At 36.6% G+C, this 24316-nt stretch carries 27 protein-coding genes; 8 read left to right on the top strand and 19 right to left on the bottom strand.

Annotation, left to right across the window (positions count from 1 at the left end; translation table 11 throughout):
- The 4 genes from AC6CHR_RS10840 to speE all read right to left on the bottom strand — a co-directional run bounded on the left by AC6CHR_RS10840 (nucleotide 1) and on the right by speE (nucleotide 3655).
- Entirely contained in the window at nucleotides 1-711 is a 711-nt protein-coding gene (locus tag AC6CHR_RS10840; protein WP_498248729.1) for a CAP domain-containing protein, read from the bottom strand.
- 507 nt (nucleotides 712-1218) lie between these two features.
- Nucleotides 1219-1503: a hypothetical protein gene (locus tag AC6CHR_RS10835; RefSeq protein WP_498248728.1), complete on the bottom strand. Its 285-nt coding sequence runs from the start codon at nucleotides 1501-1503 to the stop codon at nucleotides 1219-1221.
- A 379-nt stretch (nucleotides 1504-1882) separates the two neighbouring features.
- Nucleotides 1883-2764 (bottom strand): agmatinase, encoded by an 882-nt coding sequence (speB, locus tag AC6CHR_RS10830; RefSeq protein ID WP_498248726.1) that lies wholly within the window; start codon nucleotides 2762-2764, stop codon nucleotides 1883-1885.
- 60 nt (nucleotides 2765-2824) lie between these two features.
- On the bottom strand, nucleotides 2825-3655 hold the full coding sequence (gene speE / locus AC6CHR_RS10825) for a spermidine synthase (RefSeq protein WP_498248725.1): 831 nt from the start codon (nucleotides 3653-3655) through the stop codon (nucleotides 2825-2827).
- 348 nt (nucleotides 3656-4003) lie between these two features.
- Here speE and AC6CHR_RS10820 point away from each other — a divergent pair, with 348 nt between their 5' ends.
- Nucleotides 4004-6073: a transglycosylase domain-containing protein gene (locus AC6CHR_RS10820; RefSeq protein WP_498248724.1), complete on the top strand. Its 2070-nt coding sequence runs from the start codon at nucleotides 4004-4006 to the stop codon at nucleotides 6071-6073.
- 161 nt (nucleotides 6074-6234) lie between these two features.
- Here AC6CHR_RS10820 and AC6CHR_RS10815 read toward each other — a convergent pair whose 3' ends face one another.
- Complete coding sequence (locus tag AC6CHR_RS10815) at nucleotides 6235-6753, bottom strand: YwhD family protein (RefSeq protein WP_498248723.1); 519 nt, start codon at nucleotides 6751-6753, stop codon at nucleotides 6235-6237.
- Between the two features lie 85 nt (nucleotides 6754-6838).
- Nucleotides 6839-7519, bottom strand: a complete 681-nt coding sequence (locus tag AC6CHR_RS10810) for a site-2 protease family protein (RefSeq protein WP_498248722.1) — start codon at nucleotides 7517-7519, stop codon at nucleotides 6839-6841.
- Between the two features lie 308 nt (nucleotides 7520-7827).
- Here AC6CHR_RS10810 and thmT point away from each other — a divergent pair, with 308 nt between their 5' ends.
- Nucleotides 7828-8016: a 2-hydroxymuconate tautomerase gene (thmT, locus tag AC6CHR_RS10805; RefSeq protein ID WP_498248721.1), complete on the top strand. Its 189-nt coding sequence runs from the start codon at nucleotides 7828-7830 to the stop codon at nucleotides 8014-8016.
- A gap of 35 nt (nucleotides 8017-8051) precedes the next feature.
- On the opposite strand, the gene AC6CHR_RS10800 is transcribed toward thmT, so the two are convergent.
- The 3 genes from AC6CHR_RS10800 to AC6CHR_RS10790 form a co-directional block, all read right to left on the bottom strand.
- The gene (locus AC6CHR_RS10800; RefSeq protein ID WP_498248720.1) at nucleotides 8052-8573 is read right to left on the bottom strand and encodes a YwgA family protein; all 522 of its coding nucleotides are present in this window, start codon (nucleotides 8571-8573) and stop codon (nucleotides 8052-8054) included.
- A 75-nt stretch (nucleotides 8574-8648) separates the two neighbouring features.
- A complete protein-coding gene (locus AC6CHR_RS10795; protein ID WP_498248719.1) occupies nucleotides 8649-9950 on the bottom strand; it encodes an HD domain-containing protein in 1302 nt (433 codons plus the stop codon).
- A gap of 251 nt (nucleotides 9951-10201) precedes the next feature.
- Complete coding sequence (locus tag AC6CHR_RS10790; protein ID WP_498248718.1) at nucleotides 10202-10426, bottom strand: YuzB family protein; 225 nt, start codon at nucleotides 10424-10426, stop codon at nucleotides 10202-10204.
- A gap of 369 nt (nucleotides 10427-10795) precedes the next feature.
- On the opposite strand from AC6CHR_RS10790, the gene AC6CHR_RS10785 reads away from it, so the two are divergent.
- Together AC6CHR_RS10785 and AC6CHR_RS10780 are read left to right on the top strand one after the other, a co-directional pair.
- Nucleotides 10796-11572, top strand: a complete 777-nt coding sequence (locus AC6CHR_RS10785; protein ID WP_498248717.1) for an RsfA family transcriptional regulator — start codon at nucleotides 10796-10798, stop codon at nucleotides 11570-11572.
- A gap of 247 nt (nucleotides 11573-11819) precedes the next feature.
- A complete protein-coding gene (locus AC6CHR_RS10780; protein WP_498248716.1) occupies nucleotides 11820-12638 on the top strand; it encodes an EcsC family protein in 819 nt (272 codons plus the stop codon).
- 59 nt (nucleotides 12639-12697) lie between these two features.
- On the opposite strand, the gene lipL is transcribed toward AC6CHR_RS10780, so the two are convergent.
- Together lipL and pta are read right to left on the bottom strand one after the other, a co-directional pair.
- On the bottom strand, nucleotides 12698-13549 hold the full coding sequence (gene lipL, locus AC6CHR_RS10775) for an octanoyl-[GcvH]:protein N-octanoyltransferase (RefSeq protein ID WP_498248715.1): 852 nt from the start codon (nucleotides 13547-13549) through the stop codon (nucleotides 12698-12700).
- A 111-nt stretch (nucleotides 13550-13660) separates the two neighbouring features.
- Nucleotides 13661-14629 carry a phosphate acetyltransferase gene (gene pta, locus AC6CHR_RS10770; RefSeq protein WP_498248714.1) on the bottom strand — a complete coding sequence of 323 codons (969 nt, stop codon included), beginning with the start codon at nucleotides 14627-14629 and terminating at the stop codon, nucleotides 13661-13663.
- A 570-nt stretch (nucleotides 14630-15199) separates the two neighbouring features.
- Between pta and hemQ the strand changes: the two genes are divergently transcribed.
- Together hemQ and gerQ are read left to right on the top strand one after the other, a co-directional pair.
- Nucleotides 15200-15952 carry a hydrogen peroxide-dependent heme synthase gene (gene hemQ, locus AC6CHR_RS10765; protein WP_498248713.1) on the top strand — a complete coding sequence of 251 codons (753 nt, stop codon included), beginning with the start codon at nucleotides 15200-15202 and terminating at the stop codon, nucleotides 15950-15952.
- A gap of 396 nt (nucleotides 15953-16348) precedes the next feature.
- Nucleotides 16349-16858, top strand: a complete 510-nt coding sequence (gene gerQ, locus AC6CHR_RS10760) for a spore coat protein GerQ (protein WP_498248712.1) — start codon at nucleotides 16349-16351, stop codon at nucleotides 16856-16858.
- 286 nt (nucleotides 16859-17144) lie between these two features.
- Here gerQ and AC6CHR_RS10755 read toward each other — a convergent pair whose 3' ends face one another.
- The 6 genes from AC6CHR_RS10755 to AC6CHR_RS10730 all read right to left on the bottom strand — a co-directional run bounded on the left by AC6CHR_RS10755 (nucleotide 17145) and on the right by AC6CHR_RS10730 (nucleotide 20691).
- On the bottom strand, nucleotides 17145-17516 hold the full coding sequence (locus tag AC6CHR_RS10755) for a DUF423 domain-containing protein (protein ID WP_498248711.1): 372 nt from the start codon (nucleotides 17514-17516) through the stop codon (nucleotides 17145-17147).
- A 136-nt stretch (nucleotides 17517-17652) separates the two neighbouring features.
- The gene (locus tag AC6CHR_RS10750) at nucleotides 17653-18033 is read right to left on the bottom strand and encodes a hypothetical protein (protein WP_498248710.1); all 381 of its coding nucleotides are present in this window, start codon (nucleotides 18031-18033) and stop codon (nucleotides 17653-17655) included.
- A 147-nt stretch (nucleotides 18034-18180) separates the two neighbouring features.
- Nucleotides 18181-18483, bottom strand: coding sequence for a hypothetical protein (locus AC6CHR_RS10745; protein ID WP_498248709.1), 303 nt, complete (start codon nucleotides 18481-18483; stop codon nucleotides 18181-18183).
- Between the two features lie 133 nt (nucleotides 18484-18616).
- Nucleotides 18617-18910 carry a YwdI family protein gene (locus AC6CHR_RS10740; RefSeq protein ID WP_498248708.1) on the bottom strand — a complete coding sequence of 98 codons (294 nt, stop codon included), beginning with the start codon at nucleotides 18908-18910 and terminating at the stop codon, nucleotides 18617-18619.
- A 288-nt stretch (nucleotides 18911-19198) separates the two neighbouring features.
- Entirely contained in the window at nucleotides 19199-19876 is a 678-nt protein-coding gene (locus tag AC6CHR_RS10735) for a uracil-DNA glycosylase (protein ID WP_498248707.1), read from the bottom strand.
- A gap of 14 nt (nucleotides 19877-19890) precedes the next feature.
- Nucleotides 19891-20691, bottom strand: a complete 801-nt coding sequence (locus AC6CHR_RS10730; RefSeq protein WP_498248706.1) for a glycosyltransferase family 2 protein — start codon at nucleotides 20689-20691, stop codon at nucleotides 19891-19893.
- A gap of 193 nt (nucleotides 20692-20884) precedes the next feature.
- On the opposite strand from AC6CHR_RS10730, the gene AC6CHR_RS10725 reads away from it, so the two are divergent.
- Nucleotides 20885-21037 carry a YpzG family protein gene (locus AC6CHR_RS10725; protein ID WP_498248705.1) on the top strand — a complete coding sequence of 51 codons (153 nt, stop codon included), beginning with the start codon at nucleotides 20885-20887 and terminating at the stop codon, nucleotides 21035-21037.
- Between the two features lie 187 nt (nucleotides 21038-21224).
- The gene (locus tag AC6CHR_RS10720) at nucleotides 21225-21539 is read left to right on the top strand and encodes a YflT domain-containing protein (RefSeq protein ID WP_498248704.1); all 315 of its coding nucleotides are present in this window, start codon (nucleotides 21225-21227) and stop codon (nucleotides 21537-21539) included.
- Between the two features lie 67 nt (nucleotides 21540-21606).
- On the opposite strand, the gene AC6CHR_RS10715 is transcribed toward AC6CHR_RS10720, so the two are convergent.
- Both AC6CHR_RS10715 and galT read right to left on the bottom strand, forming a co-directional pair.
- Nucleotides 21607-22164: an HPP family protein gene (locus AC6CHR_RS10715; protein ID WP_498248703.1), complete on the bottom strand. Its 558-nt coding sequence runs from the start codon at nucleotides 22162-22164 to the stop codon at nucleotides 21607-21609.
- 570 nt (nucleotides 22165-22734) lie between these two features.
- Entirely contained in the window at nucleotides 22735-24252 is a 1518-nt protein-coding gene (galT, locus tag AC6CHR_RS10710) for a UDP-glucose--hexose-1-phosphate uridylyltransferase (protein WP_498248816.1), read from the bottom strand.
- Between the last annotated feature and the right edge of the window lie 64 nt (nucleotides 24253-24316).

The raw sequence follows: 24316 nt of genomic DNA, 5'->3' as shown, positions 1-24316 counted from the left end.
TTATTTTCCAATGAACTGTTGAGTCCAATAATTACCTTCTGCTACATATCCTACACCTATATGAGTGAAGTTTGAGCTAAGGATATTTTTACGGTGTCCTTCACTGTTCATCCAACCATTGACCACTTCTTCTGGTGAACGTTGGCCCATAGCAATGTTTTCACCCGCTGCTCTATAGGTAATTCCAAATTTTTTCATCATATCAAATGGAGAACCATAGGTAGGACTTGTATGTGAAAAGTAGTTATTTTTCTGCATATCAAGTGACTTTTCACGAGCAACTTTACTTAATTCAAGATCTGCCTTCAATGCAGGCAATCCACTTTTAGCACGTTCTTGATTTGTTAGATCCACTACTTGTTGTTCATACTCACTTAATTTGTAAGCTGCCTGATCTGTTGTTTCTTTGCTTGTTTGTGCAGGCTGTTGCTCAGTAGGTTGCTTGGCTACTGGTTGTTTAGTAGTCGTTGCATCCTCTTTCGGTGTCTGTACCTTAGATGATTGACTTGTTGACTTCTGATTCATATGCGTTTCTAGGTATTTCTCTAATTTTTGTTTAAACTGCTCAACTTCTACTTTACTAAACTTGTATTCATACATCTTCACTTGTGAATCAGTTGAATTTGAAGCAGCATCTGCTTTATCTGCAGTTGGATTGGCCATTAATAGGGCAGCCCCCATAACGACCGATGCGATCATTTTTTTCTTCATTCGGTTCATCCTCCCTATTGTTTGCTTGCTACGAAGCTATCGTACCATGCCTTTTTTTGTAATATTTGAGGAAGGATTTAACAGCCTGGATAAGGTCATATAACTTTATTCAATCTCTAGCTACTGTGACGTTACTATTGGTAAGGGTTTAACTAGACTTAATAGATTACATATCCCTAATTAAGAGAAATTAATTCATTTCAATAAAATGGAATTTCATCCAATATCTCAGTATTATTTTCCTATTGACAGTTTTTCGAATGGTGTTTGTTATGACGAATTTGACTAGAAGGTTACAAAGTTTAAGGATGAGTTACACCTTTATTTACAGTTTTTTCTCTATTTAATTACACAAAAACACAATTATGGTTACTTAAGTATCTCTTATACTTGTACCGACACTTTTGTAAATCTCTTTTATTAAGATTTAATACTATTAATAGAAATATACACAAAAAAACCACTCCTTAATGGGAGAGGTTTTCTGTTAGTAATAAGCTTTATAAATTAAGCAACAATATTTCTCTGAACTAATAAATTCCTATCATTTTCAGATGCTGGATCATAACCTTTTTCTATCAAACTAATAACGTGTTTTTTATTTGCAGTCCAACATTGACAAATACCCCATATGCCTATAGTGATAGGATTTAATAACCACCATTTAAGAACTTCGCCCCATTGCCCTCTAAATAATGCCACCCATCCACCAAAGAAGAAAGTTGTCCATGAAAATCCTACTTTTGCTTCTTTTACAACTCCTGCAGTGTTTTTCAGCTTCACTTTTGCCATAATGTTCACTCCTAAAAAATAGTAAAATAATTTCATATTTCATTATACGACAAATGGGGATTAAAGTCCTATTTTCTTTTTTGATTTTATAGTTATATTTTCCTACCATCACTATTTCCACCTTTTAAATTTGTTGTGGTTACTTTTCTATCACTTTAAAATTCTTCTCATTTCTACTATTTTGACATGCTAATATCTATCATTGGACTAAAAACGAGCCTTACAAACGAATAATTCCACGCCGATACTCAATTTTCCCTATAAAAAAGAGTCCGTCCACCTCTATCACAATATATAGAACCCTTTCTAATATAAGGCACTATGTATTGGGATTTAGAGTGGTCAGACCCTTCTAGTCATCACTATTTTTTCAGCTTGATTAGTCTTTCTTTTGTACCCAGCCTAAGATCATTTCTCTAATAATTTTACTAGCTGTATTTGCGGTTTGCTCTGATTGGTCATAAATTGGGGCTACCTCTACTAAATCAGAACCAACAACCTTGATGTCTGATTTGGCAATTTCATGAATAGAGGCAAGAAGCTCCTTTGATGTAATTCCACCAGCGTCAACGGTACCTGTGCCTGGGGCATGGGCAGGGTCTAACACATCAATATCTATTGTGATGTAGACAGGACGACCTGCAAGCTTTGGTAGTATTTCTTTTAAAGGCTCCAGCACTTCAAATTTTGCGATGTGCATGCCATTTTCCTTTGCCCACTGAAATTCTTCCTTCATTCCAGAACGGATTCCAAATGAATAAACATTCGAAGGTCCAATTAAGTTTGCAATTTTTTTAATTGGTGTTGAATGTGATAACACTTCGCCCTCATATTCATCACGTAGATCGGTATGAGCATCCATATGGATAATCGCTAAGTCTGGGTATTTTTTGTACACAGCTTTCATAACTGGCCATGATACTAAATGCTCTCCGCCCATACCTAGTGGGTATTTTCCATCTGCAAGTAATTGGTCGATGTACTTCTCAATTTCTTCAATACTTCTCTGCGGATTACCAAATGGAAGTGGAATGTCTCCAGCATCAAAATATTTTACTTCTTCTAATTCACGATCTAAATATGCACTGTATTCTTCTAATCCGATCGAAACCTCACGAATACGGGCCGGACCAAAACGAGAACCCGGTCTATAGCTTACTGTCCAATCCATTGGCATCCCGTAGATTACCGCTTCACTTTCCTCATAACTAGGGTGACTTTTGATAAATACATTCCCTGAATATGCTTCATCAAATTTCATCTTTTTTCCTCCTCGTAAAAAAGTGAGAGAATGTTCCCTCACTTTGATCTGTCTATTCGTTTATTTAATTAAATCACTTACAAACTTCGGTAAAACAAAGCATGCCTTGTGTAATTCTTTTGTGTAATACTTCGATTCAATCTCATGGAAACGATCTTCACTTACTTCTAATGGATCGTATTTCTTTGAACCGATTGTGAACGTCCATAAACCGCTTGGGTAAGTTGGAATGTTCGCTGTGTATAGACGTGTAATTGGAAAGATTTCTTTTACATCACGTTGAACATTTGTGATTAGCTCTGGTGTAAACCAAGGGTTGTCCGTTTGCGCGACGAAGATGCCATCTTCTTTAAGTGCTTTTGAGATTCCTGCATAGAAGCCTTTAGTAAACAAGTTAACCGCAGGGCCAACTGGTTCAGTTGAATCAACCATAATCACATCATATTCATTTTCACTTTCAGCTATGTGAAGGAAGCCATCTCCTACTTTTACATCCACTCGTGGATCATCAAGCTTACCTGCAATTTCAGGAAGGAATTTCTTAGAATACTCTATAACCTTACCATCTATATCAACTAGTGTAGCTTTTTTTACGCTCGGATGCTTTAACACTTCACGGATTACACCACCATCGCCACCGCCAACAACAAGTACGTTTTCAGGGTTTGGATGTGTAAACAATGGAACATGTGCAACCATCTCATGATAAACAAATTCATCCTTTTGAGAGGTCATCACCATTCCATCTAAGAAAAGCATGTTACCGAATTCCTCTGTTTCAACCATTTCTAAGTATTGAAAATCTGTCTGTTCAGTATGTAACGTTTGTTTAACTTTCAACGTAATTCCAAAATTCTTTGTTTGTTTCTCGGTATACCATAATTCACTCATCTGTAAACCATCCTTTCAACCTAAAGCTTCTACTATACATACATTTATCCTTTAGCCTCTTGGTCAAACCTAAAGGGGAAGTATTCCTGTATTTAGCTTGTTTTCTTATTTTAACCGGTAGATGCTAGATCATCCCGGAAAATTTTATTCGATTTTGATAGGATTTGACATCTACCTACAGCTTTCGCTTATGCATGCAAACCTAAAAAAAGTATAGATGAATCTAGCAAAATTGCAAGGAAAAACTAGAGATTTTTTATTGAAATGTTTAAAAAGCACCAAAAGAACTCATAATGGCTAACAGTATACTTGTGCGAAAACAGTCTATCTATAACGGAGGTGAACAAGATGGATGCAATCACACCTAAACGAATTCGGATTACCTTGAAAACCATTCGTGCGATTACCTTTATTAGTTTACTATTATTAGTGCTATTTTCTTCGATTATTCTTAGTATTGTTTTATATGCGAAATGGCAGGGTCCTCCTTCATTAACGGTTCCACAATCAACGCTCATTTATGCAGATGATGGATCAAAAATTGGTGAATACCATAATGGACAAACCCGTTATTGGGTGAATTTAGATGAGATATCTGATTATGTCCTTCAAGCAACCATTGCTATTGAGGATCGTAGTTTTTATGACCATCATGGTTTTGACTATAAACGGATTGTTGGCGCCGCTTTAGCAGACTTAAAAGCAATGGCCAAAGTCCAAGGTGCCAGTACAATCACACAACAATATGCTCGTAATCTCTTTTTAGAGCACGATAAAACATGGAAAAGAAAGGCTACAGAAGCCTTTTACACAATACGTCTGGAGCAAAATTATAGTAAGGATGAGATTGTCGAAGGTTATTTAAATACGATTTATTATGGTCATGGTGTCTATGGAATCGAGGCAGCTGCTAAATACTATTTTAGTAAGAGCGCAAGTCAGTTAACACTCGCCGAATCCGCATTGCTTTCTGGCATACCCAAAGGCCCTAATTTATATTCTCCGTATGTAAATACTAAGCGGGCTGAGAATCGACAATCGATCATTTTGAAATCAATGGAACAGGAAGGCTATATTACTCAAAAGCAATTAGACGATGCGTTAAGTGAAAAGCTTATTTTTAAAAAACGCGTTGATAAGGTAAACAAGGGGACTGCACCCTACTTTCAAGATGCCGTCATGAGCTCAGTAGCAAACCTACTAAAAATTGACCAGGATGCGATTCAAACAAAGGGATTAAAAATTTATACGACACTAGATCCACGCATGCAAGAAATAGCGGAAGATCTTATCAACAACACCGTGGATATGAAGTCAGAGATTCAAGCTGGATTTGTTGCAATTGAACCTAAGACAGGATTCGTAAAGGCGCTAATCGGGGGCCGTGATTATGAGAAAAGTCCCTTCAATCGAGCAACACAGGCGAATAGACAGCCAGGATCATCAATAAAACCATTATTGTATTACACAGCTATTAAAAATGGTTTTACACCATCAACACCGATGATAAGTGAACCAACTTCTTTTGATTACGACGATGGAAAGGCAACCTATAAACCGAGTAACTATAACGATTACTACGCCAATGACTTTATTACATTGCTTCAAGCAATCGCCTTGTCAGATAATATCTATGCCGTCAAAACCCATATGCTCCTTGGCATGGATAAGCTTGTAAAGACCGGCGAACAATTCGGGCTCCATGCGAAAATGAAAAAAGTCCCTTCTACTGCATTAGGGACGTCACCTGTTCGATTAGTTGATCTTGTTAATGCGTACGGCATACTAGGCAATGGTGGAAAACAAATTGAACCGACCTTTGTTTCAAAAATTGAATCAGCTAATGGCGAGGTCATCTATCAAGCACCCCGCAAAAATGAGCAGATCCTAGATGAACAAGCAGCCTTTGTCACAACACATATGATGTCTGGTATGTTTGATCAATCACTAAATGATTACACCTCTGTGACAGGAAATAGCATCGCCAATACTCTCACAAGGGATTACGCAGGGAAATCAGGGACAACCTCAACAGACAGCTGGATGATTGGCCTCTCCCCACAACTAGCAGTAGGCGTATGGACAGGCTATGATAAAGGAAAAACAATCGACCTTGTACAAGAACGAAGCTACGCAAAAAAAATATGGGCATCATTCATGGAACAATCACTAGAAAAACAATCAGTCAAAGCATTCCGCCCACCCGACGGCGTAACAGGGGTCTACATCAACCCAGCAACCGGAAAACTAGCCACCGACAACTGTCCAGTCAAACGGCTAACCTACTATATAGAAGGTACAGAACCCACAGAATACTGTGAAGAGCACCCGAAAGAAACGGAAGAAAAAGCAGAAAACCCTTCAGATGAAAAAGAGGAAGAAGAAAGAAGTTGGATTGAAAGGATATTTAGTTGGTAAGAAAAAGAAGATCGCTTTTTCCTTACAAAAAACCCCGAACATAATTGTCCGGGGTTTTTCGTGTCCTAGCTTTATAATTCTATTCCTAGTCTACATATTTCACAGCAATTTCACAAGAATTTACCCTTTTGTTCACGAAAATGTCACACTATCGCCATAATTTAGTTCGTATGTAAATCATCTTTTAATTTTTGTTCGGATAGTTCCCACATTTGTTTATCGTGCTTTTTCAAATATGAACAGAGGATGTCTTTTGAACGGTCATCCATATGCTCAACAATAATATGGCGTTTCATTGATTTGTCCATCCGGTTTACGTGTTCTGGGAGTGATTTGTAACCTCGTCTTATTTCACGATCAACCGTCATTTCACATGCAGTAACACCAGCATAATAAGAGCCCTCTTCTTTGCGGTCAATAGTGACCCAAACTAGCCAATATGGCTTACCATTTGGTACCTCTTCTTTTGTTTTCAGGAATTTGATTCCCTTTTCTACAACACTTCTTGCATGCATCGCACCAATATCAACAAAAGCCTCACCTTCATCAATATCAATAAATACTGGTGATACATTATCAAGACTAAGTGCACCTATTCCAAAACCACCATGACCATCGGTTGGGTCATTTTTAATGATATTAAAACCAATACTCTTTTTCTTTTTATTATTCTGTTCCATTTTTAGAACCTCCTTCAGATTTACTCCTATATAATGGCTGTTTTACGTATATAACCTGTCATCTTGTACTTTTCAGGAAAAGAGCTTACATAATCGGACTTAATAAAAAGTGAAATACATTCATCACTACATCCCTACCTACTGCAAAGATCGGTTGAATTGTGTACATATCTAGTGGTGTAATAACGAGTATTAGAAAAAGGATAATTCCATAGCTCTCATATTGAGTCATTTTAGCACGGACATGGACAGGAACTAGATCCTCAATTATTCTGTACCCATCTAGCGGTGGAAATGGTAGTAAATTAAAAATAAACAGCATCACATTAAGCGACACAAATATATTGAAAAAGTCCTGGAGCCCATTTATATAGATGCTTGGTAATCCAGTTAATACATTTGTTGATAAAAGAATATACCATATCAGCGTTCCTAGAAAAGCAATCACCAAGTTACTTACTGGCCCTGCAACCGAAACAAGCACACCCGCTAAACGAGGATTTTTGAAAAAATAGCGATTAACAGGAACAGGTTTTGCCCACCCAAATCCTGCAATAAAAATAAGGATCGTACCAAATGGATCTAGATGTGCCAATGGAGAAAGTGTTAATCTCCCTTGTCTCTTTGCGGTTGGATCACCAAATTTATATGCCACATACGCATGCGCAAACTCATGAATCGTGAAGGCAACCATTAAAGTTATGATGACATATGGAATCATTTCTAGAGGGAATGCTAAAAAACTCTCTACGTTTAAATTGTCCATCTTTCGCTCCTTTAGACTGTTAAGGTTCTACTTAATATTATAGTTCTGGAAGAACCGTTAATCTAGTGCTTCCATATTTAACACCTATAACTAGCTTATCATGTTATGCAAACTTACTTGCTTAAAGTATACTATATTTACAGGCTATCATTGTATTTTTTACTCTAGGCTCTTTTCTAAAAGTTTGTTGGTTTGTACACTTTTATTACGCTATTAATAGAAACTTCAAAAGAATACGACTCAATAACTAGTCGAAAAGAGCATTCATTTAGTAACCAGCCTAACTTTTACATAAGGGAGGGAACAGAATGCCATACGTAACCGTTAAAATGCTTGAAGGTAGAACAGAAGATCAAAAAAGGGCATTAGTTGAAAAAGTAACTGCTGCTGTATCTGAAACAACTGGTGCTCCTTCTGAAAAAATCGCTGTCTTTATTGAAGAAATGGCGAAAAATCACTATGCTGTTGGTGGAAAAAGACTAAGTGACAACGAATAGTACTTGCTCTTCAAATGGAAGAAAGGCTCGCCATCTTAATGATTGGCGAGCTCTTTTGTTACGACCGTTTTAATCTTTTCAATATATTGATAAGCTCCATCAAGTTCATCTTCAGTATAACGCTGCTTACTCTTTAACGTAAATACCTTCTCTTTCACTTCAAGTCGTTCTAAGCCTTCAAAATATAAGACGGTTGAAACAAGCTCCAAGAACCTTGAGCTCTGTTCATTTAAATCCATCATACAGTCTTTAAGTGGCGGCAATTCTATATCATAATGGCCTAGAAATTCACTCCCGCTCTCAGTTAGTGAATACCGGTATTGAAAATAGCCACCCTTTTTCTCATGAACCTCTTCGATGAATCCTAAGTTGCATAGCTCTTCAATTCGAAGGGTTAATTCCTCAGAATAAGGTCCATAAAAGTGAAAATTATATTTTTCATAAAAAGGTAGATTTACCTTCTTTGCAATATAGATCATCTTTTGTAGTTTTTTCCGACCAATGATTTCCCCAGCCGATGAGATAACCTTCATCAGCTTAGCATGTTCTTTCATCAAAGCCCCGTCATCTCCTAACTCTTTCTTTGTCCAAGGTTTAATTCTTCTCTATTTAAATTACCGTTCGACTAAACTCTAGTTCTTCGTTGGCATCAATAATTCTAGAATCTTCTTTTTCGCTGTTCGTTTCGTAGAGAAATCTTCAATTATATCAAGTGGAAAATACAATTTATGGTCTGTTCGTCTTTTCCCAGAGATGGCATCAACAATTTCAGATTGTCTTGATAGCTCCTTTAGATCTCCGTTTGATGTCAGTAAATGGATCGGTAAACGCTCCTCCTCTTCACCAGGACGGTAAAAATCATATGGAAGGTCTGAAGAAGAATCGACAACTAGGTAATAATCGGGATCAATACCAGCCTTCTTAAATAACGCGGTAAGTTCAATTAATGTCATCATTTGTAAGTTTGGATTAAACTCAACGTATTTGAACAATTGCCGATTCATAAAGCGGCGACATAAATCACTCAAAATTGAATCTTCCTCATCCTGCCATGCCTGAAAATAGAATAAAATAACCGATTCGTCTAGCTTCAAGTAGTCAGCTAATGTAATTTCATCTTCAAATAATGAATAAAAATGAACGGGATTAAACTTAAAGGAATAGAATTGTTGGTGTAAATATTTAGCACGATGAAGGATCTTAGTAAGAATGACTTCGGCACTTCGTGTTACTGGATGAAAATAGACTTGCCAGTACATTTGATAACGACTCATAATATAATCCTCTACTGCATGCATACCGCTACTCTTAATGACAACCTGATCTTCACGTGGTCGCATCACCCTCAAGATTCGCTCCATATCAAAATGGCCGTAACTGACCCCTGTATAATAAGCATCACGCTGCAAATAATCCATCCGATCGGCATCAATCTGACTAGATATTAAACTAACAACCTGTTTGTTTTTATAGGTTTTGGCAATAACTTCGGCAACCTTTTTAGGAAAATCACTCCCATTATTTTTAAGGACCGAATGAACTTCTGTATCCCCAAGAATAATCATCTGTGTAAAATCCTCATGATCAAGATGGAACACCTTTTCAAATGAATGTGAAAATGGACCATGTCCTAAATCATGTAATAAAGCCGCACAAAGACAGAGAAGCCTTTCTTCATCATCCCATTCTGGACGACCTTTAAAGACATCATCTACAATCCGTCTAACAATTTCATAGACTCCTAACGAATGGTTAAATCGACTATGCTCAGCACCATGAAACGTTAAAAATGATGTTCCTAGCTGACGTATTCTTCTTAGTCGTTGAAATTCTTTTGTTCCAATTAGATCCCAAATGAGCGTATCACGAACATGTATATAGCGGTGAACGGGATCTTTAAAAACTTTCTCTTCAGACAACTTCCCATTTTTCATTGTCTTCCCTCTTCCGTTCTGACTTATCTCTATTTATTCTAGCAAGTTCAAAATAACCTTCCAAATCTTAGGTCCTTTCAATAAATAGAACTCTACTAGTACTTCATAACAGTTGACGTAATTTCCCCTCTATTATAACGATATCTAAACTACTTTTATACCGTAAATCATTGAAACGAAGGAAAACTTGCCGATGAGCTGTCAAAAAACGAAATAAAAAATCACCATTGCATTGATTATCAAGGGTGATTTTATTTTGTAACCTTTTTTATAATTTTTTCAATTAATTCATCTTCAGTTAGTGCAGACAAAGGTCGATTATTGACAAAAGCGAATGATTTCTTTCTCCCTGGGCCACAATAAGATTGGCAGGCAATATCAATCTCTGCTTCTGAATCTATTTTTTTCAAACGAGGAACTAGCGTATTACAGTTTGTTGCTTGGCAATCATCACAAATTCTAAATTCATTTGCCATAGGTACAAGTCCTTTCTACTATTTAAAACTTTGCTTTCTCTATTGGAAAAGATAAGTTAAAACTCTTCTATACTCATATAAAAGTTGTTTAATCTGCCATTTACACTAAAAAACATTTTACTCTTTATCCAATTTCATTGCAAGTAAGCAAATAGGGGATGATTTGGACTAAAACCAATTGAATTTATTCCTACTAATTTCTCAAAACTAACAGAAATGTCAACGACAGTACATGCAACTCTTTTTATAGCCATACTTAAGAGAAAAGTCTACTATCCTCTTAAGAAATTTTGTATAAAACCCCAATTACTTGTCCATGCTTACTAATAGTCAATAACATAAATTATTTAAATAGGGAGTTGGAAAAATATGAAACAACGACAAGATGCTTGGTCTGAAGAGAATGATTTATTACTAGCAGAAACTGTTTTACGACATGTACGCGAAGGAAGCACCCAATTAAATGCCTTTGAAGAGGTAGGAGACAAGTTGAATCGCACCTCAGCAGCATGTGGTTTCCGCTGGAATGCAGTTGTACGCCATGATTATGAAAAGGCTCTACAGTTAGCTAAAAAGCAACGGAAACAACGAATGAGAGCATTAGGAAAAGGACAACCTGTAAAAAAACAGCTACTCTATTCACCAGATGTTGTTCCTACTAATTCTGTTGATTTTGATGAGGAAGAAGAACGAACAATGTTGTCAGCTTTAGAGAATCATATGGCAGAAGTAATGCCCGATGACGAGGATGTATCTACAAACTTGAATCATGAAATACGAGAAACAGTAGCACCCACTATTCCAAGTGTACAAAAACAACGAGTTTCTCCTAACACTTTATCTATGGATCAAGTTATAGCATTCTTACATTCATATAAATCGAACAATGAATATTCAGAAGCATTAATGAGTGAAAACAAACGACTTAAACGTGAAAATCACGATTTAGCTCAACAAAATGAAGAGTTAGCTAAAAAGGTTGCGAGACTTGAACAAGACACTGTGACAGTCCAAGAAGATTATGAAACCTTAATGAAAATCATGAACCGCGCAAGAAAACTAGTATTATTCGATGAGGAAGACCATTCATCAACCACCACTTTTAAAATGGATCGTAATGGGAACCTAGAAAAAATGGCCGAATAACAGAAAACCAATAAAGTAATCTAGTATTTCCTAAGACGTGAGAAGGATCCCACGTCTTTTTTTCATAGAGTGGACATAAACGAAAACGCGAACCCCTTTCCCTATATTCCGATACACAGACGTAAATTTTTAGGAACCTATTTGATTTTTATACGTACTAAGAGATATCAACAAGAAAATGCAAACGTTTTAAGAAAAAGAACCATTTGATAACGGAACAGAATTAAATAAAAAAGGTTGGGAATACATGGAGACAAGAAAGTGGTTACAAACCGAATTACAAGGAATTGAAAAGTGGGAACAAGATCAGAATGGCCTATGGATTTGGGAAAAACTAGGGAGACTTCCTTTTAAGCTATTAGATAAAGTAACTCCTGCTTTTATTCAAAAGAAAATTGGTGTTTTACTAGATGAACTAGGATCCTTTGTCCAAACTGGTGGAAAGTATTTGACTCAAGAAAAAGCCATTTTATCAAAACTACGGAAGCATACCGAAATGGAAGATCTCACATTATCCGATGTTTCTAGCCTGCCAATCTCAACGATGGATACTGTTGGCCATGAATTAAAAACAAACCGGAGTCAGCTAGCAACCATACAAGGGGCAACAACAGGGTTTGGAGGAATTTTCACGTTGGCCGTAGATATTCCTGTGTTACTAGGACTTTCCTTAAAAACACTACAGGAAATCGCCATCGCATATGGCTATAATCCAAATGATCGCGATGAGCGAATTTTCATCGTCAAATGCCTGCAATTTTCATCAGCAGATGTGGTGGGAAAGCAAGCGATCTTAAATGAATTATCAACCTTTTATGAGAACGATGAATCTAAAAGCAATGAGATGGTCTCCCAGCTCCAAGGTTGGCGTGAGGTTGTTTACACCTATCGTGATCAATTTGGCTGGAAAAAACTCTTACAAATGGTGCCAGTGGCAGGAATGGTTTTTGGAGCCCTCACAAACCGATCTATGATCCATGATATGGCAGAGACTGCGATTATGCTTTATCGAAAAAGAAGAATACTAGAACGATTAGCAGAAGTGGATGATAAAGGATCTAAGTAGTAATGTGGACACATTACAGGTTGTTTTTGTTGGGACTATCCGAAACTTACTAGAATTAGTTAGTCCATTTCAACAAATACCTTTTCATTACGATCAGTCATTCTTGCTAAATTATGCTGAAACAGCAGTTGCTCATCTACCGTTAACGATGAGGGTATCAATTGCTGACTATGATTCTTCAGAGTTGTTAATAGTTTGAATAATAGGGATTCAACTGTCAATTCAACCTGAAGAAGATCACTCAATGATGCCATCGTTTCAGGTACTATCGTTGGGAATACATATTTGGTTTGTTGATTTTTGTGGCCGCTTTGATAGAATTGACCAATCAATTCTGCACGTTCCTCACCGCTCCCAGACACACATAGATAAATTTGCACGGCAATTCCTTTTCGAAGTCTCCGTTGTGAAATACCTGCAAACTTTTTCCCGGCAATGCTTAAATCATAGCTTCCTGGGCAATAGGATCCAACAATTTCACGGGCCTCAATCTCCACATTGTACTCAAATAGCATCTCTTTCATCAAATCAAGCATCGCATCATACCCACGATTAATGTTTATCCCCTTTTCATTATCTGGGAAAACAAGCGAAATATTTAAGACATTCTGATCCAAAACAACGGCAAGTCCACCAGAGTTTCTAACCATCACATGATAGCCTCTACTCTGTAAAAGACGCACACCATCTTTAAGAAAAGGCAACTTCGTATCCTGAATCCCAAGGACAATCGTGTTATGATGCACCCATGTTCTTACAGTTGCAGGTGACTCTGCCAACCCAACACTCGTACACAAGGTATCATCCATTGCAAACGACTGCTTAGCATCAAACTGGGTCCCCAAACTAGAATGATCAATAAAACGCCATTGCTTTTGGTTTATTAACGATTGTTCTGAAGATAGATTCATACACGATTACTCCTCTTGATATCTTTTTTATCATTATTTTTTCATATCTATTATAGCATGATCCCATTAACCCAAAAAAAGAACTGACATTAAGTCAGTCCCACTCAAAAATTACGCTTGTGCAGCAGTAATAATGGCTAATTTATAAACATCTTCTGCGTTACAACCACGAGACAAGTCATTTACAGGTTTATTTAGTCCTTGTAAAATTGGGCCAACCGCATCGAAGTTACCTAAGCGTTGCGCAATTTTATAACCAATGTTTCCCGATTCTAGACTTGGGAATACGAATACGTTCGCATCACCTTTAATGACTGAATCTGGTGCTTTCTTTTCAGCAACTGATGGAACAAAAGCTGCGTCGAATTGGAATTCACCGTCCAATACTAAATTTGGAGCTAACTTTTTGGCAATTTGGACAGCTTCTGCTACTTTTTCTGTTTCAGGCGATTTAGCAGAACCTTTTGTTGAAAAGCTTAATAATGCTACACGTGGGTCGATACCGAACATGTCTGCTGTTTCTGCACTAGCAATTGCGATTTCTGCGAGATCTTGACTATCTGGTGAGATATTGATTGCACAGTCAGCAAACACATATTTCTCATCTTCGCGCACCATAATAAACACGCCAGAAGTCTTTTTAATTCCTTCTTTTGTTTTAATAATTTGCAGTGCTGGACGTACAGTATCAGCAGTAGAATGCGCTGCACCACTCACAAGTCCGTGTGCCTTTTCAAGGTAGACAAGCATTGTCCCAAAATAATTTTCATCTAAGAGAATTTTTCTAGCATCCTCTTCTGTTGCTTTTCCTTTACGACGTTCAACAAATGCCGCAACTAGCTCATCCATAGCAGCATACGTATGAGGATCATAGATCTCAACACCATCTAATGTTAAGTTCGATTCTTTCGCTTTATTGGTAATTTGCTGTTCATTACCGATTAGAATTGGTTGAATAACTCCTTCACTAGCTAATCGATTGACAGCCGTTAAGATTCTCTCATCTAATCCTTCTGGAAAAACAATCTTAACATTCTGTCCGCTCACTTTTTCTGTTAATGTCGTAAATAAATCTGACACAAAAAAACCTCCTAGAATTATATGTATATTGCCTCTTTCTTTAAGGATACTCCACTTATAGGCAATTTCAAACTATACAAACAGATAATAACGCTTACAGATAAAAGTCTTTACTTTCTAAATAAACTAACTATTTAACCTTGAGATTTTATGTAGGTTTCTTACAATTATCTGTTTCCCTACATCTAGTTAAGTTACACCACTTTTTCACATCTATCCCTAGTAAAAAAAGTGAATTAAAACGTCGCTTCCTTATAAACATGGCGAATTAAATGTATGAAGATTAAATTACATTTGTTCAAGTTTTATTCACAGGGTTGAATGGACAAACTATGATATAGTAAATGTGTACATAACGAATGGCTGTTTCGCAATAGATGATTGTTGTTTTTCGTATATAACTTTACTTGACGGATATAGACTATCGTCGTGCTCCTTTCGCTTATATACCTAGTCCTTTCTCTTAAATTTGTTTAAAGGAGTACGATAAAAATCCAAAAGCCGATTTTTATAAGTTATAAGCAACAAACTTTTAGAAAAGAGCCAATTAATTAATAGGAGTGAATATAAATGAGTGAAGCAGCACAAACACTAGAAGGATGGTTTTGTTTACATGATTTCCGCTCAATCGATTGGTCAGCATGGAAGCTATTAACAAGTGATGAGCGCCAAGCTGTCATCCATGAATTTTTAGGTCTTCTTGAAAAATGGAATGTAACAGAGGACTCTGATCAAGGTAGCCACAGTCTTTATTCGATTGTTGGGCAAAAGGCAGACTTCATGTTGATGATTTTACGTCCGACCATGGAAGAACTAAATGCGATAGAGCTTGAGTTTAATAAAACAAAGCTCGCAGAATTCACTGTCCCTTCTTATTCTTACGTTTCTGTAGTAGAGCTTAGCAATTATTTAGCTGGTGAAAGCAATGAGGATCCTTATCAGAATCCGCATGTTCGTTCTAGGTTATATCCAAAGCTTCCTCAATCTAAGTACTCATGCTTTTACCCAATGGATAAACGTCGCCAAGGAAATGATAACTGGTACTCACTTCCAATGGAAGAACGTCGTGATTTAATGAAGAGCCACGGGTTAATCGGCCGTTCTTATGCAGGTAAAGTGAAGCAAATTATCTCTGGTTCAGTTGGATTTGATGATTACGAATGGGGAGTCACTCTATTTTCAGATGATGTTATCCAATTCAAAAAGCTCGTTTATGAAATGCGTTTTGATGAAGTAAGTGCACGCTACGGAGAATTCGGTTCATTCTTTGTTGGAAATCTATTAAGTGCGTCTAAACTAAATTCATTCCTTTATGTGAACTAGAAAACCTTATTTTAAAAACTTTAATAAACTGATAAGTACCGTGAAGTTCTCGATAGAGGGATGCAACGATACTTGTCAGTTTTTTATTTTGTAGATTTTTATAACTTTGATTTGTACCAAACTGAGTCATACTCCACAGAAATCCCTTCTTTTTTATATGAACGATCCTCGGACAGTTAATTCTTCAGATAAAATAGGTCATTATTTTCTCCTTTATTACATACGTATGAATGAGTAGGAGTCATTGAAGCTGTCTCTGTTTTAATAGTAATAATCATCACTTTTTTTAAGGGGCTACAACTTATCAAAAATCAAAAGGTTTTTTGCAAAAGGGTACGTCATACTGCTTTTAATCTCCAACCCAATCATTTTTATCAATTTTGAGGAGGGTTTTACATGGCTAACAAAAAGAATCAAGTTCAACCACAACCATACGGATTTGACATGCAAGGAATGCCCGGTGTACAAGGGGTACAAAGTGCTCAGCCTCAACCTATGCCAATGCAAATGCAACAAGGAATGGGTTATCAGCCATACGGTACATATCCTTATCCTGGTCAAAATGGTCAACAACCTGGTCAACCATTTCCACAACAACAACAACAGGGTTCTGCACAAAACATTCCAGGGATGTTGCCAATAGAAGAGTCGTACATTGAAAATATTTTGCGTCTGAATCGAGGAAAAACCGCAACTGTTTATATGACATTCGAAAACAATCGAGAGTGGAATGCAAAAATCTTTAAAGGTGTCATTGAAGCTGCTGGTCGTGATCATCTTATCCTTAGCGATCCTCAGACTGGTATGCGCTATTTATTATTAATGGTTTACCTGGATTATGTGACATTTGATGAAGAGCTACAATATGACATTCAATTTAATTTAGCTGCCTATCCACCTAGATAACCATAATAAAATGCTATTTTCGCATAGATTGTTGCTTTTCGTACTAGCACTTCTTTAGGTATTTAACTATCTTCGTGCTCTTTATCAGCTATTCTCTTAAAAACAGCTGATAATTGTATTAAAAATCCAATGACCCATTTTTGGTTTGGTAGCAACAAACTTTTAGAAAAAAGCCTATTAAAAAGGAGGCAATATGCCTCCTTTTTACAATCTAATCATAAATATTTTTACCATAAACTGACAATGTTAAACTATCCGAAGAGACAGACCCTGTGTACGAAAAGGCTTATAAATATCGAATCGCTGTATAACCTAAAAGTAACCAACCAGCTAAAAAGGCTAGTCCTCCTAATGGCGTAATTGCCCCTAAGACGCTAATTTGAGTCACACTTAAGACATATAGACTTCCTGAAAACAAGATAATTCCCACCAAAAATAGCCATCCTGCTGTTGTTAATAAACCAACATTCGACAATTTGTCTACTAAAAAGGCAATCACAAACAAACCACCAGCGTGGAACATTTGATACGTAACACCAGTTTGCCATATTTTTATGTACTTTTCTGGGATCTTTCCCTCTAATCCGTGTGCACCAAATGCTCCTAGCGCAACAGCCATAAAGGCATTAATCGCACCTAAAATAAGAAAAAGCTTCATGTAAAACACCTCCCTTATTTGTATACTTTACCATCTTACCTTACTATTCGCTCTTTTCAATGTCATTTTATTGACGAATTAAAGGATTTTATATTGCTTAAACCATACTCGCTGTTAATTGAACCACTTTTCTCTTTTATTGAACCACTTCACTTCGATTGAGCCACCTTTTCCCTTTACTGAACCACTTTCTCCGATAATTGAACCACTCTCCAGCGTGATTGAACCACTTTTCTCTTTTATTGAACCACTCCACTTCGATTGAGCCACCTTTCCCTATTTCGAACCACTTTCTCCGATAATTGAACCACTCTCCAGCATGATTGAACCACTTTTCATTTTTATTGAACCACTTCACTTCGATTGAGCCACCTTTTCCCTTTTTTGAACCACTTTCTCCGATAATTGAACCACTCTCCAGCGTGATTGAACCACTTTTCCCTTTTATTGAACCACTCCACTTCGATTGAGCCACCTTTTCCCTTTTTTGAACCACTTTCTCCGATAATTGAACCACTCTCCAGCGTGATTGAACCACTTTTCTCTTTTTTTGAACCACTCCACGGCATGATTGATCTACTCTCCGTACTAATTGAACCACTGCTCAAATTTATTGCCCAATCACAAACAAAACGGCACAAAAAAAGAGCCAGAACATTGGCCCTTAGCGATTTTGCAAGTATACTTTTAAGACATTTGTTACATCTTGTTCTTTGTCTATTGCTCTTATGTGATAATGATCTCCGTCTAGGTAGGATTGAAAATTGCTATATCCTTCGTTCATTAAGAAATCATCAATATCCTGTACAGATTCTTGTGCTGATAATAATTGTTTTTGACCTATATAGTCTTCATTTACATAGACATCATAGCGATCATGCGTTAATTTTGTGTCATTGGTAGATTGATTAAAGAAATCCATATCGAATCTTCCTCTACCCATACTAAACAAGTTATCATATACCATCGTTAAAACCTCCATTTAAAAACTTACTATCATTGTCTCCTCGATAGCTAATAATATGAAGGATTTCATTGGTGCATTTTGTTAACTTATCGGATTATGATTAATTATTCCAGTTTAGATACATCGAGCCCTCTTAAAAATCAAATAATGACTCACCATTTGCATCTTTCTCTTCGTATGAGGTAGTTGACTTTACAACAGCTGGACGACTACTAGTTCCCATCATCTTTTGTAGCTCAGTTGGGTTTATTTCACTCACTGGTTGCGACGATATTTTTAATGACGTTGCTTCTTCCTCTAGGATAACTTCACATAAGGATTGAATAACGACAAGCCTTTCTCGCATTTCTTTGTCTGATTGACTGTTTTTTGCTTTGAATAGTTCACCCTCCATTTTTTGAAGGAGCTTTGACACATGTATATTCACAAAAAAGACCTCCGTTTAGGGTTTATTTACCTTAGGCTGATATTTAAGGCACGCGGTACCAGATGATTTTTTCACCATTATATTAGGTCTGCTTGCTGACTTGAAACCGTACGCACGACAACCATTTGGAAATCTCTTTTCCCATGTCACATAAAAATACTGACATTTCAAACAGTTTACCGGTGTTTCATTCATCTTTATGATCTCCTTTTATAAATGCAGTTTGCTTATTAATTGTTTTTTTCGTTTAATACATGAAAACAACAATTAATAAAACAGCCTTAAAAATTAATCCTTTTTTAAACACCAATCGATTTCTTTACTATTATGTTGTTTTAAAAAGTGATTTGTTTTTGAAAATGGCTTGCTCCCAAAGAATCCTTTTCTAGCGGAGAAAGGGCTCGGGTGTGGGGATTCAAGTATTAGATGTTGTGGAGATGTTATAAATTGTTTTTTCTCTCCAGCTTGTTTTCCCCATAATATAAAGATTATTGGTTGTTCACGCTCATTGAGCAGTCTGATGATTTCATCGGTTAGTTGCTCCCAGCCGATCCCTTTATGAGAGTTGGCATTGCCCTTTTTAACGGTCAACACCGTATTTAATAATAAGACACCTTCTTCTGCCCAGTTGATCAATGAACCATTTTCAGGTGGCTGGCAACCGAGATCCGCTTGGAGTTCAATAAAAATATTTCGTAGTGAAGGAGGGACTTTCACATCTGGCTGTACTGAAAAGCTCAACCCTTGTGCTTGTCCATCTCCATGGTATGGATCCTGGCCTAATATCACCGCCTTGACAGAGCTGTAAGGTGTTTTATTTAGTGCTTCAAAGACATGTTCACGCTTAGGAAAAATAATGCCTTCGTTATATTCCTTGTTTAAAAACTGAGTAAGTTGTTTAAAATACGGTTGATTGAACTGCTCGGTTAGTAATGGTAACCAATCGTTTTTCAATAACTGTTGCATGTTAATGCCTCCTATTATGTTAGTCGCGACTTAATAGGTTTACCATCCCAAACGATTTCTGTTTTTGCCTCCCGTTGCTTCATTTCAGGCTCATCTAATAAAACAAAGAAGTTTTTTGTCGGTAAATCTCCTAGCCGATGCTTTTCACATAGTTTGTCTAAGTATTGTTTTCTTTTTTGATTTAATTCGGCTGATTGGTTATTGCCGTTTTCTAAAAATGCATAGATGACACTTGCTATTGGTAGCCTTTTTACTTGGCATACATTAGAAGCTCTTAAGAAAAAATCCCAGTCCCAGTAATTATGAACATCTGGGTCAAATAAACCAATTTGATCATGAAGCACTTTTTTATAAGCACTCCCAGATGGAATATAGGTTGAAAACTTTCTCATTTCTTTGGTGTCATAATGGTAAGCAAATGTTCTTCTATCAATAGGATAACGGGTATTTCCCCTTTTTTCAAAGTTAACAATTTCTGCATCTGAATAGACAAAATCAGCATGCTCTAACTCTCTTTGTATATGTTCGATATGTTGATTTGTAAAGAAATCATCGTCATCACAAAGAAGAATGGCATCTCCTGTTACATAACTTACACCAATATTACGTGCATGAACATGCTTAACATTTTCCACTAGATCTACTAGCTTTATTGGTAGTTCCTTATATAACTCAATTAATGAGTCGACACTTTGATCACCATCATTAACAATAATAATTTCATAAGGAGTCACTGTTTGCTTGAGAATTGATTCAAGTAGTTCTGCCAGTTCTGGTAGCCTATTATACGTTACAATTAAGACGGATATGTTCATCAACTTCACCTATTTCTCTTATGCTTCATTTATTTTATCATAGAAGGAATCTTTGCTCCTATATATGATGTAAGCTTCTATATTTCTTTTGGCAAACCTATTCCTTTCGATTAGGATTCTTTAACATGTATTTTTTCTGCCAGATAACAAATACTTTTAAATGATATTCAATCCTACTATGAGGTGATAAAAAATGAGTTATAAAGATCATTTAGATCCACATTCTCAGAAATTTCACCATAATTGGACAAGACCTAAACGTTCTAAATCACAAGTTAACGGACATACCGAAATGTCGCAAACTAACATTATCTTGAGAAGTAACGCTAAGGCTCATAGGTGGTAAAGGGTATCTACAGATCAAAAGGAAAGAAGGCATTTTGTCTTCTTTCTTTTTATTTCCCTCGCGTTTTGCAAAAAGTATATCCTAAAAATTTCATCATTCTATCTAGCTAACTTTTCATAAAAAACGTTTTAACTTGCAACCTACGGGTAATACATAACTATCATACAAAAAGGAGATGAAGAAGATCATGAAAACATATGTAGTTGAAAATGGTGTACAAGCAACAGATACAATTAACAATCTTGAGGTGCAAGGCTTTAACAAAGATGACATCTATTTATTTGCTCATGATACCGATCGCTCCGAGCATTTAACAGAAAATACCGATACAAAAAACGTTGGTATGAAAGAGGAAGGCTTATTTGATAAAATGGCAAATACCTTCCGTTCACGCGGTGATGAACTTCGTTCGAAAATGACATCATTAGGTGTCCCTGAATCAGAGGCAAATCGTCTAGAGGAAGAGTTAGATCGAGGTAAAGTCGTTATTGTCACTCAGTAAGGGAAACTTTCTTTAAATGACATTTACAATGTTTATTATGACGATTTAAGGCTGCCAAATGGCAGCCTTAAATCCAATGTTTTGGATATTGTCTATCTGGAAATAAGTTATTATATACTAACGACATCCCTACTAAAAGAACGATACATAGAAGAATACAAGGGATAAATCCCCAGTCGACACCTGTATTGATGGCTACAATCGCACTGGCAGCTGCTGGTGGATGAATGGTATTAAATAACACCATTAAAATAATCACAGTTCCCAAGGTAAGCCCTAATGTAAATGAACTTTTCCCAAAGAGGTCAGATATCAATATAGCTGCAGATGTAGCAATAAAATGTCCACCAATGACTTGTCTTGGCTGTGAAAATGGACTTTTATGAGCACCAAAGATAAGCAAGCAACTAGCCCCAACGGGTCCCAATACCATTGGATAATTAAGAGAGAAGGCTATAAAACTAAACAAACTCATCGCAATAAGACAACCCATCGCCGAAACTACCAAATCCATATAGTTTAACTCGGATTTGTTTTTAGATTCACCCTTCATCTTTTTAAAATATGTGGTAAAGGCTGGAGAGATCGGATTTAATCCTCTTCTCTTTATTTTTTCTACGTTCATTGTTTCCCCCTGCATTCATTCACTAATCATCTATTATAGGCTTTTTTCTCAGCTGATTGTCATTTTCTATATAGCTCGACTTTCTTCTGTCGTTATATTCTTTCCACTAAGTTATTCAAAGGAGAGCTATTTTAAAGATAATTTCCATTGTAACGGATACTCCTTACAAATTAAAAGTAAAATTCATTCAATTCAAATTTTTTACCATAAAACCACTATTTACCGTTAGAAGATTACCTTAAATTAGCTAACTTAAATAAAGGCTGTTTTCGCAAAGATTGTTGTTTTTCGTAATAAGTAAATCTTTACGAATTAAGCCTATCTTCGTGCTCTTTTCGTTAAATAACTCTGATATCCGTCTGGAGATCGATTCAATTTAGATCATAAAAATCCTAAAGCCGATTCTTATTCGTACTAGAGCAACAAACTTTTAGAAAAGAGCCTAAATAAAGGAAAAAGCAAAAAAAGACCTCCCTACAAGTAAGGAGGCACATACAATATATAAAGATTAGGGGGGGATTACTAGTATTATCACCATTTTACAATTATCCTATACTAGCAAATTGAATTTTATTTTTGAAGACTTTCAATAAAGCGCAAAAATCCTTGCTTACCTGCTTTGTTACGTTTAAATACACCAGCATGCTCTAAGATTGTTGCGAATACTTGTCCTACTTCTTCAAGCAATATCTCATAGCCATTCGGGTGATTAAAATCTGGGTATTTTTCTTTTATTTTCAAAGCCCAATCATAATGCTTTTTTACCTCGATATCCTCGATAATAAGTGCAAGTCCTTTTTCTTCAGCTAACATACTAGCTAATTTTTGCAACTCATCCAGCAGTCTTCCAGGTAATACGGCTAGGCCCATTACCTCAATTAAGCCGATGTTTTCTTTTTTAATATGATGAACCTCTTGATGTGGATGAAAGATCCCAAAAGGATGTTCTTCACTAGTACGATTGTTACGCAGTACTAAATCTAGCTCGTAAAGCTCTCCTCTTCGTCTAGCAATCGGCGTCACTGTGTTATGCGGAGTTTCACCGGAAAATGCTAAGATCTCAATGGATTCGTCACTATAATTCTTCCACTCCCGCAAAATTTCATCGGCAGCGTCAATTAATTCTTTCTGATTTGTTCCCTGTAGTCTCACTACCGACATTGGCCACTTCACTATGCCAAATTTCACATTTGGATAGTTGTTTAGATTAAAGGAGTACTCAATCTCGGCTACCTCCATCGGGAAGGTATGATGTCCACCTTGAAAATGATCATGACTAAGAATCGAGCCGCCAACGATCGGCAGGTCTGCATTTGAGCCAAGGAAATAATGTGGATACTGCTCTACAAAATGTAAGAGCTTTGTAAAAGATTCCTTGGAAATTTTCATCGGTTTATGGACACCTGAAAAGACGATTGCATGTTCATTATAATAAACATATGGTGAAAACTGTAAGAACCATTGCTCTTTATTTAATGGTACTGGAATGATCCGGTGATTTTGTCTTGCAGGGTGATCCACTCTTCCAGCATAGCCTACATTCTCCTTACAAAGCAGACATGTTGGGTATTCACTTTTTTGCAAATGGCGTGCAGCTGCAATCGCGGCAGGATCCTTTTCAGGCTTTGAGAGATTAATTGTCATTTGCATATCACCGTACTCTGTGTTAACTAGCCATTTTTCATTTTTAGCAATACGATTGGTTCGAATATAATGAACATCCTGTGAAAATTGATAAAAGGATTCCGTAGCCGCTTTTGGACCTTGTTTAGCAACGACTTCTTGGAACCAACGGATAATTTCACCTTGAGATTGAACTAAACACCCCATTAATTTCGTATCAAGCAAATCACGGTATGTTACAGTATTTTCTGTTAAGCGATCATTATTCGCCGACCATTCTAACATATTCTCTAAAATAGCAACAGGTGAATCCAGATCCTCATCATCAATGACAACTGCTTTACCTTCAGTTAATTCCAGCGCCTCTAAAAGTTTGTTACGGGTTAAATCTATATCCCACTCGGATAATAATTGTTTCTTCCGTCCGTATTGTAGTAATCGTTCAATTTCTAACTCGATATTGATAGACATATTATCATCCCCTCGAAGACTTGATGAACAAAAGGTCGTTAACTGATATTCTTTATAG

The organism is Metabacillus sp. GQ13, from assembly GCF_059758525.1.
The sequence above is the reverse complement of the archived record's forward strand: the minus strand, read 5'-3'. Positions and strand labels throughout refer to the sequence as shown.

Excerpts from the sequence above, each read along its gene's own strand:
- AC6CHR_RS10840 (WP_498248729.1), bottom strand. The coding sequence starts at position 711 with ATGAAGAAAAAAATGATCGCATCGGTCGTTATGGGGGCTGCCCTATTA.
- AC6CHR_RS10835 (WP_498248728.1), bottom strand. The coding sequence starts at position 1,503 with ATGGCAAAAGTGAAGCTGAAAAACACTGCAGGAGTTGTAAAAGAAGCA.
- speB (WP_498248726.1), bottom strand. The coding sequence starts at position 2,764 with ATGAAATTTGATGAAGCATATTCAGGGAATGTATTTATCAAAAGTCAC.
- speE (WP_498248725.1), bottom strand. The coding sequence starts at position 3,655 with ATGAGTGAATTATGGTATACCGAGAAACAAACAAAGAATTTTGGAATT.
- AC6CHR_RS10820 (WP_498248724.1), top strand. The coding sequence starts at position 4,004 with ATGGATGCAATCACACCTAAACGAATTCGGATTACCTTGAAAACCATT.
- AC6CHR_RS10815 (WP_498248723.1), bottom strand. The coding sequence starts at position 6,753 with ATGGAACAGAATAATAAAAAGAAAAAGAGTATTGGTTTTAATATCATT.
- AC6CHR_RS10810 (WP_498248722.1), bottom strand. The coding sequence starts at position 7,519 with ATGGACAATTTAAACGTAGAGAGTTTTTTAGCATTCCCTCTAGAAATG.
- thmT (WP_498248721.1), top strand. The coding sequence starts at position 7,828 with ATGCCATACGTAACCGTTAAAATGCTTGAAGGTAGAACAGAAGATCAA.
- AC6CHR_RS10795 (WP_498248719.1), bottom strand. The coding sequence starts at position 9,950 with ATGAAAAATGGGAAGTTGTCTGAAGAGAAAGTTTTTAAAGATCCCGTT.
- AC6CHR_RS10790 (WP_498248718.1), bottom strand. The coding sequence starts at position 10,426 with ATGGCAAATGAATTTAGAATTTGTGATGATTGCCAAGCAACAAACTGT.
- AC6CHR_RS10785 (WP_498248717.1), top strand. The coding sequence starts at position 10,796 with ATGAAACAACGACAAGATGCTTGGTCTGAAGAGAATGATTTATTACTA.
- AC6CHR_RS10780 (WP_498248716.1), top strand. The coding sequence starts at position 11,820 with ATGGAGACAAGAAAGTGGTTACAAACCGAATTACAAGGAATTGAAAAG.
- lipL (WP_498248715.1), bottom strand. The coding sequence starts at position 13,549 with ATGAATCTATCTTCAGAACAATCGTTAATAAACCAAAAGCAATGGCGT.
- hemQ (WP_498248713.1), top strand. The coding sequence starts at position 15,200 with ATGAGTGAAGCAGCACAAACACTAGAAGGATGGTTTTGTTTACATGAT.
- gerQ (WP_498248712.1), top strand. The coding sequence starts at position 16,349 with ATGGCTAACAAAAAGAATCAAGTTCAACCACAACCATACGGATTTGAC.
- AC6CHR_RS10755 (WP_498248711.1), bottom strand. The coding sequence starts at position 17,516 with ATGAAGCTTTTTCTTATTTTAGGTGCGATTAATGCCTTTATGGCTGTT.
- AC6CHR_RS10745 (WP_498248709.1), bottom strand. The coding sequence starts at position 18,483 with ATGGTATATGATAACTTGTTTAGTATGGGTAGAGGAAGATTCGATATG.
- AC6CHR_RS10735 (WP_498248707.1), bottom strand. The coding sequence starts at position 19,876 with ATGCAACAGTTATTGAAAAACGATTGGTTACCATTACTAACCGAGCAG.
- AC6CHR_RS10730 (WP_498248706.1), bottom strand. The coding sequence starts at position 20,691 with ATGAACATATCCGTCTTAATTGTAACGTATAATAGGCTACCAGAACTG.
- AC6CHR_RS10725 (WP_498248705.1), top strand. The coding sequence starts at position 20,885 with ATGAGTTATAAAGATCATTTAGATCCACATTCTCAGAAATTTCACCAT.
- AC6CHR_RS10720 (WP_498248704.1), top strand. The coding sequence starts at position 21,225 with ATGAAAACATATGTAGTTGAAAATGGTGTACAAGCAACAGATACAATT.
- AC6CHR_RS10715 (WP_498248703.1), bottom strand. The coding sequence starts at position 22,164 with ATGAACGTAGAAAAAATAAAGAGAAGAGGATTAAATCCGATCTCTCCA.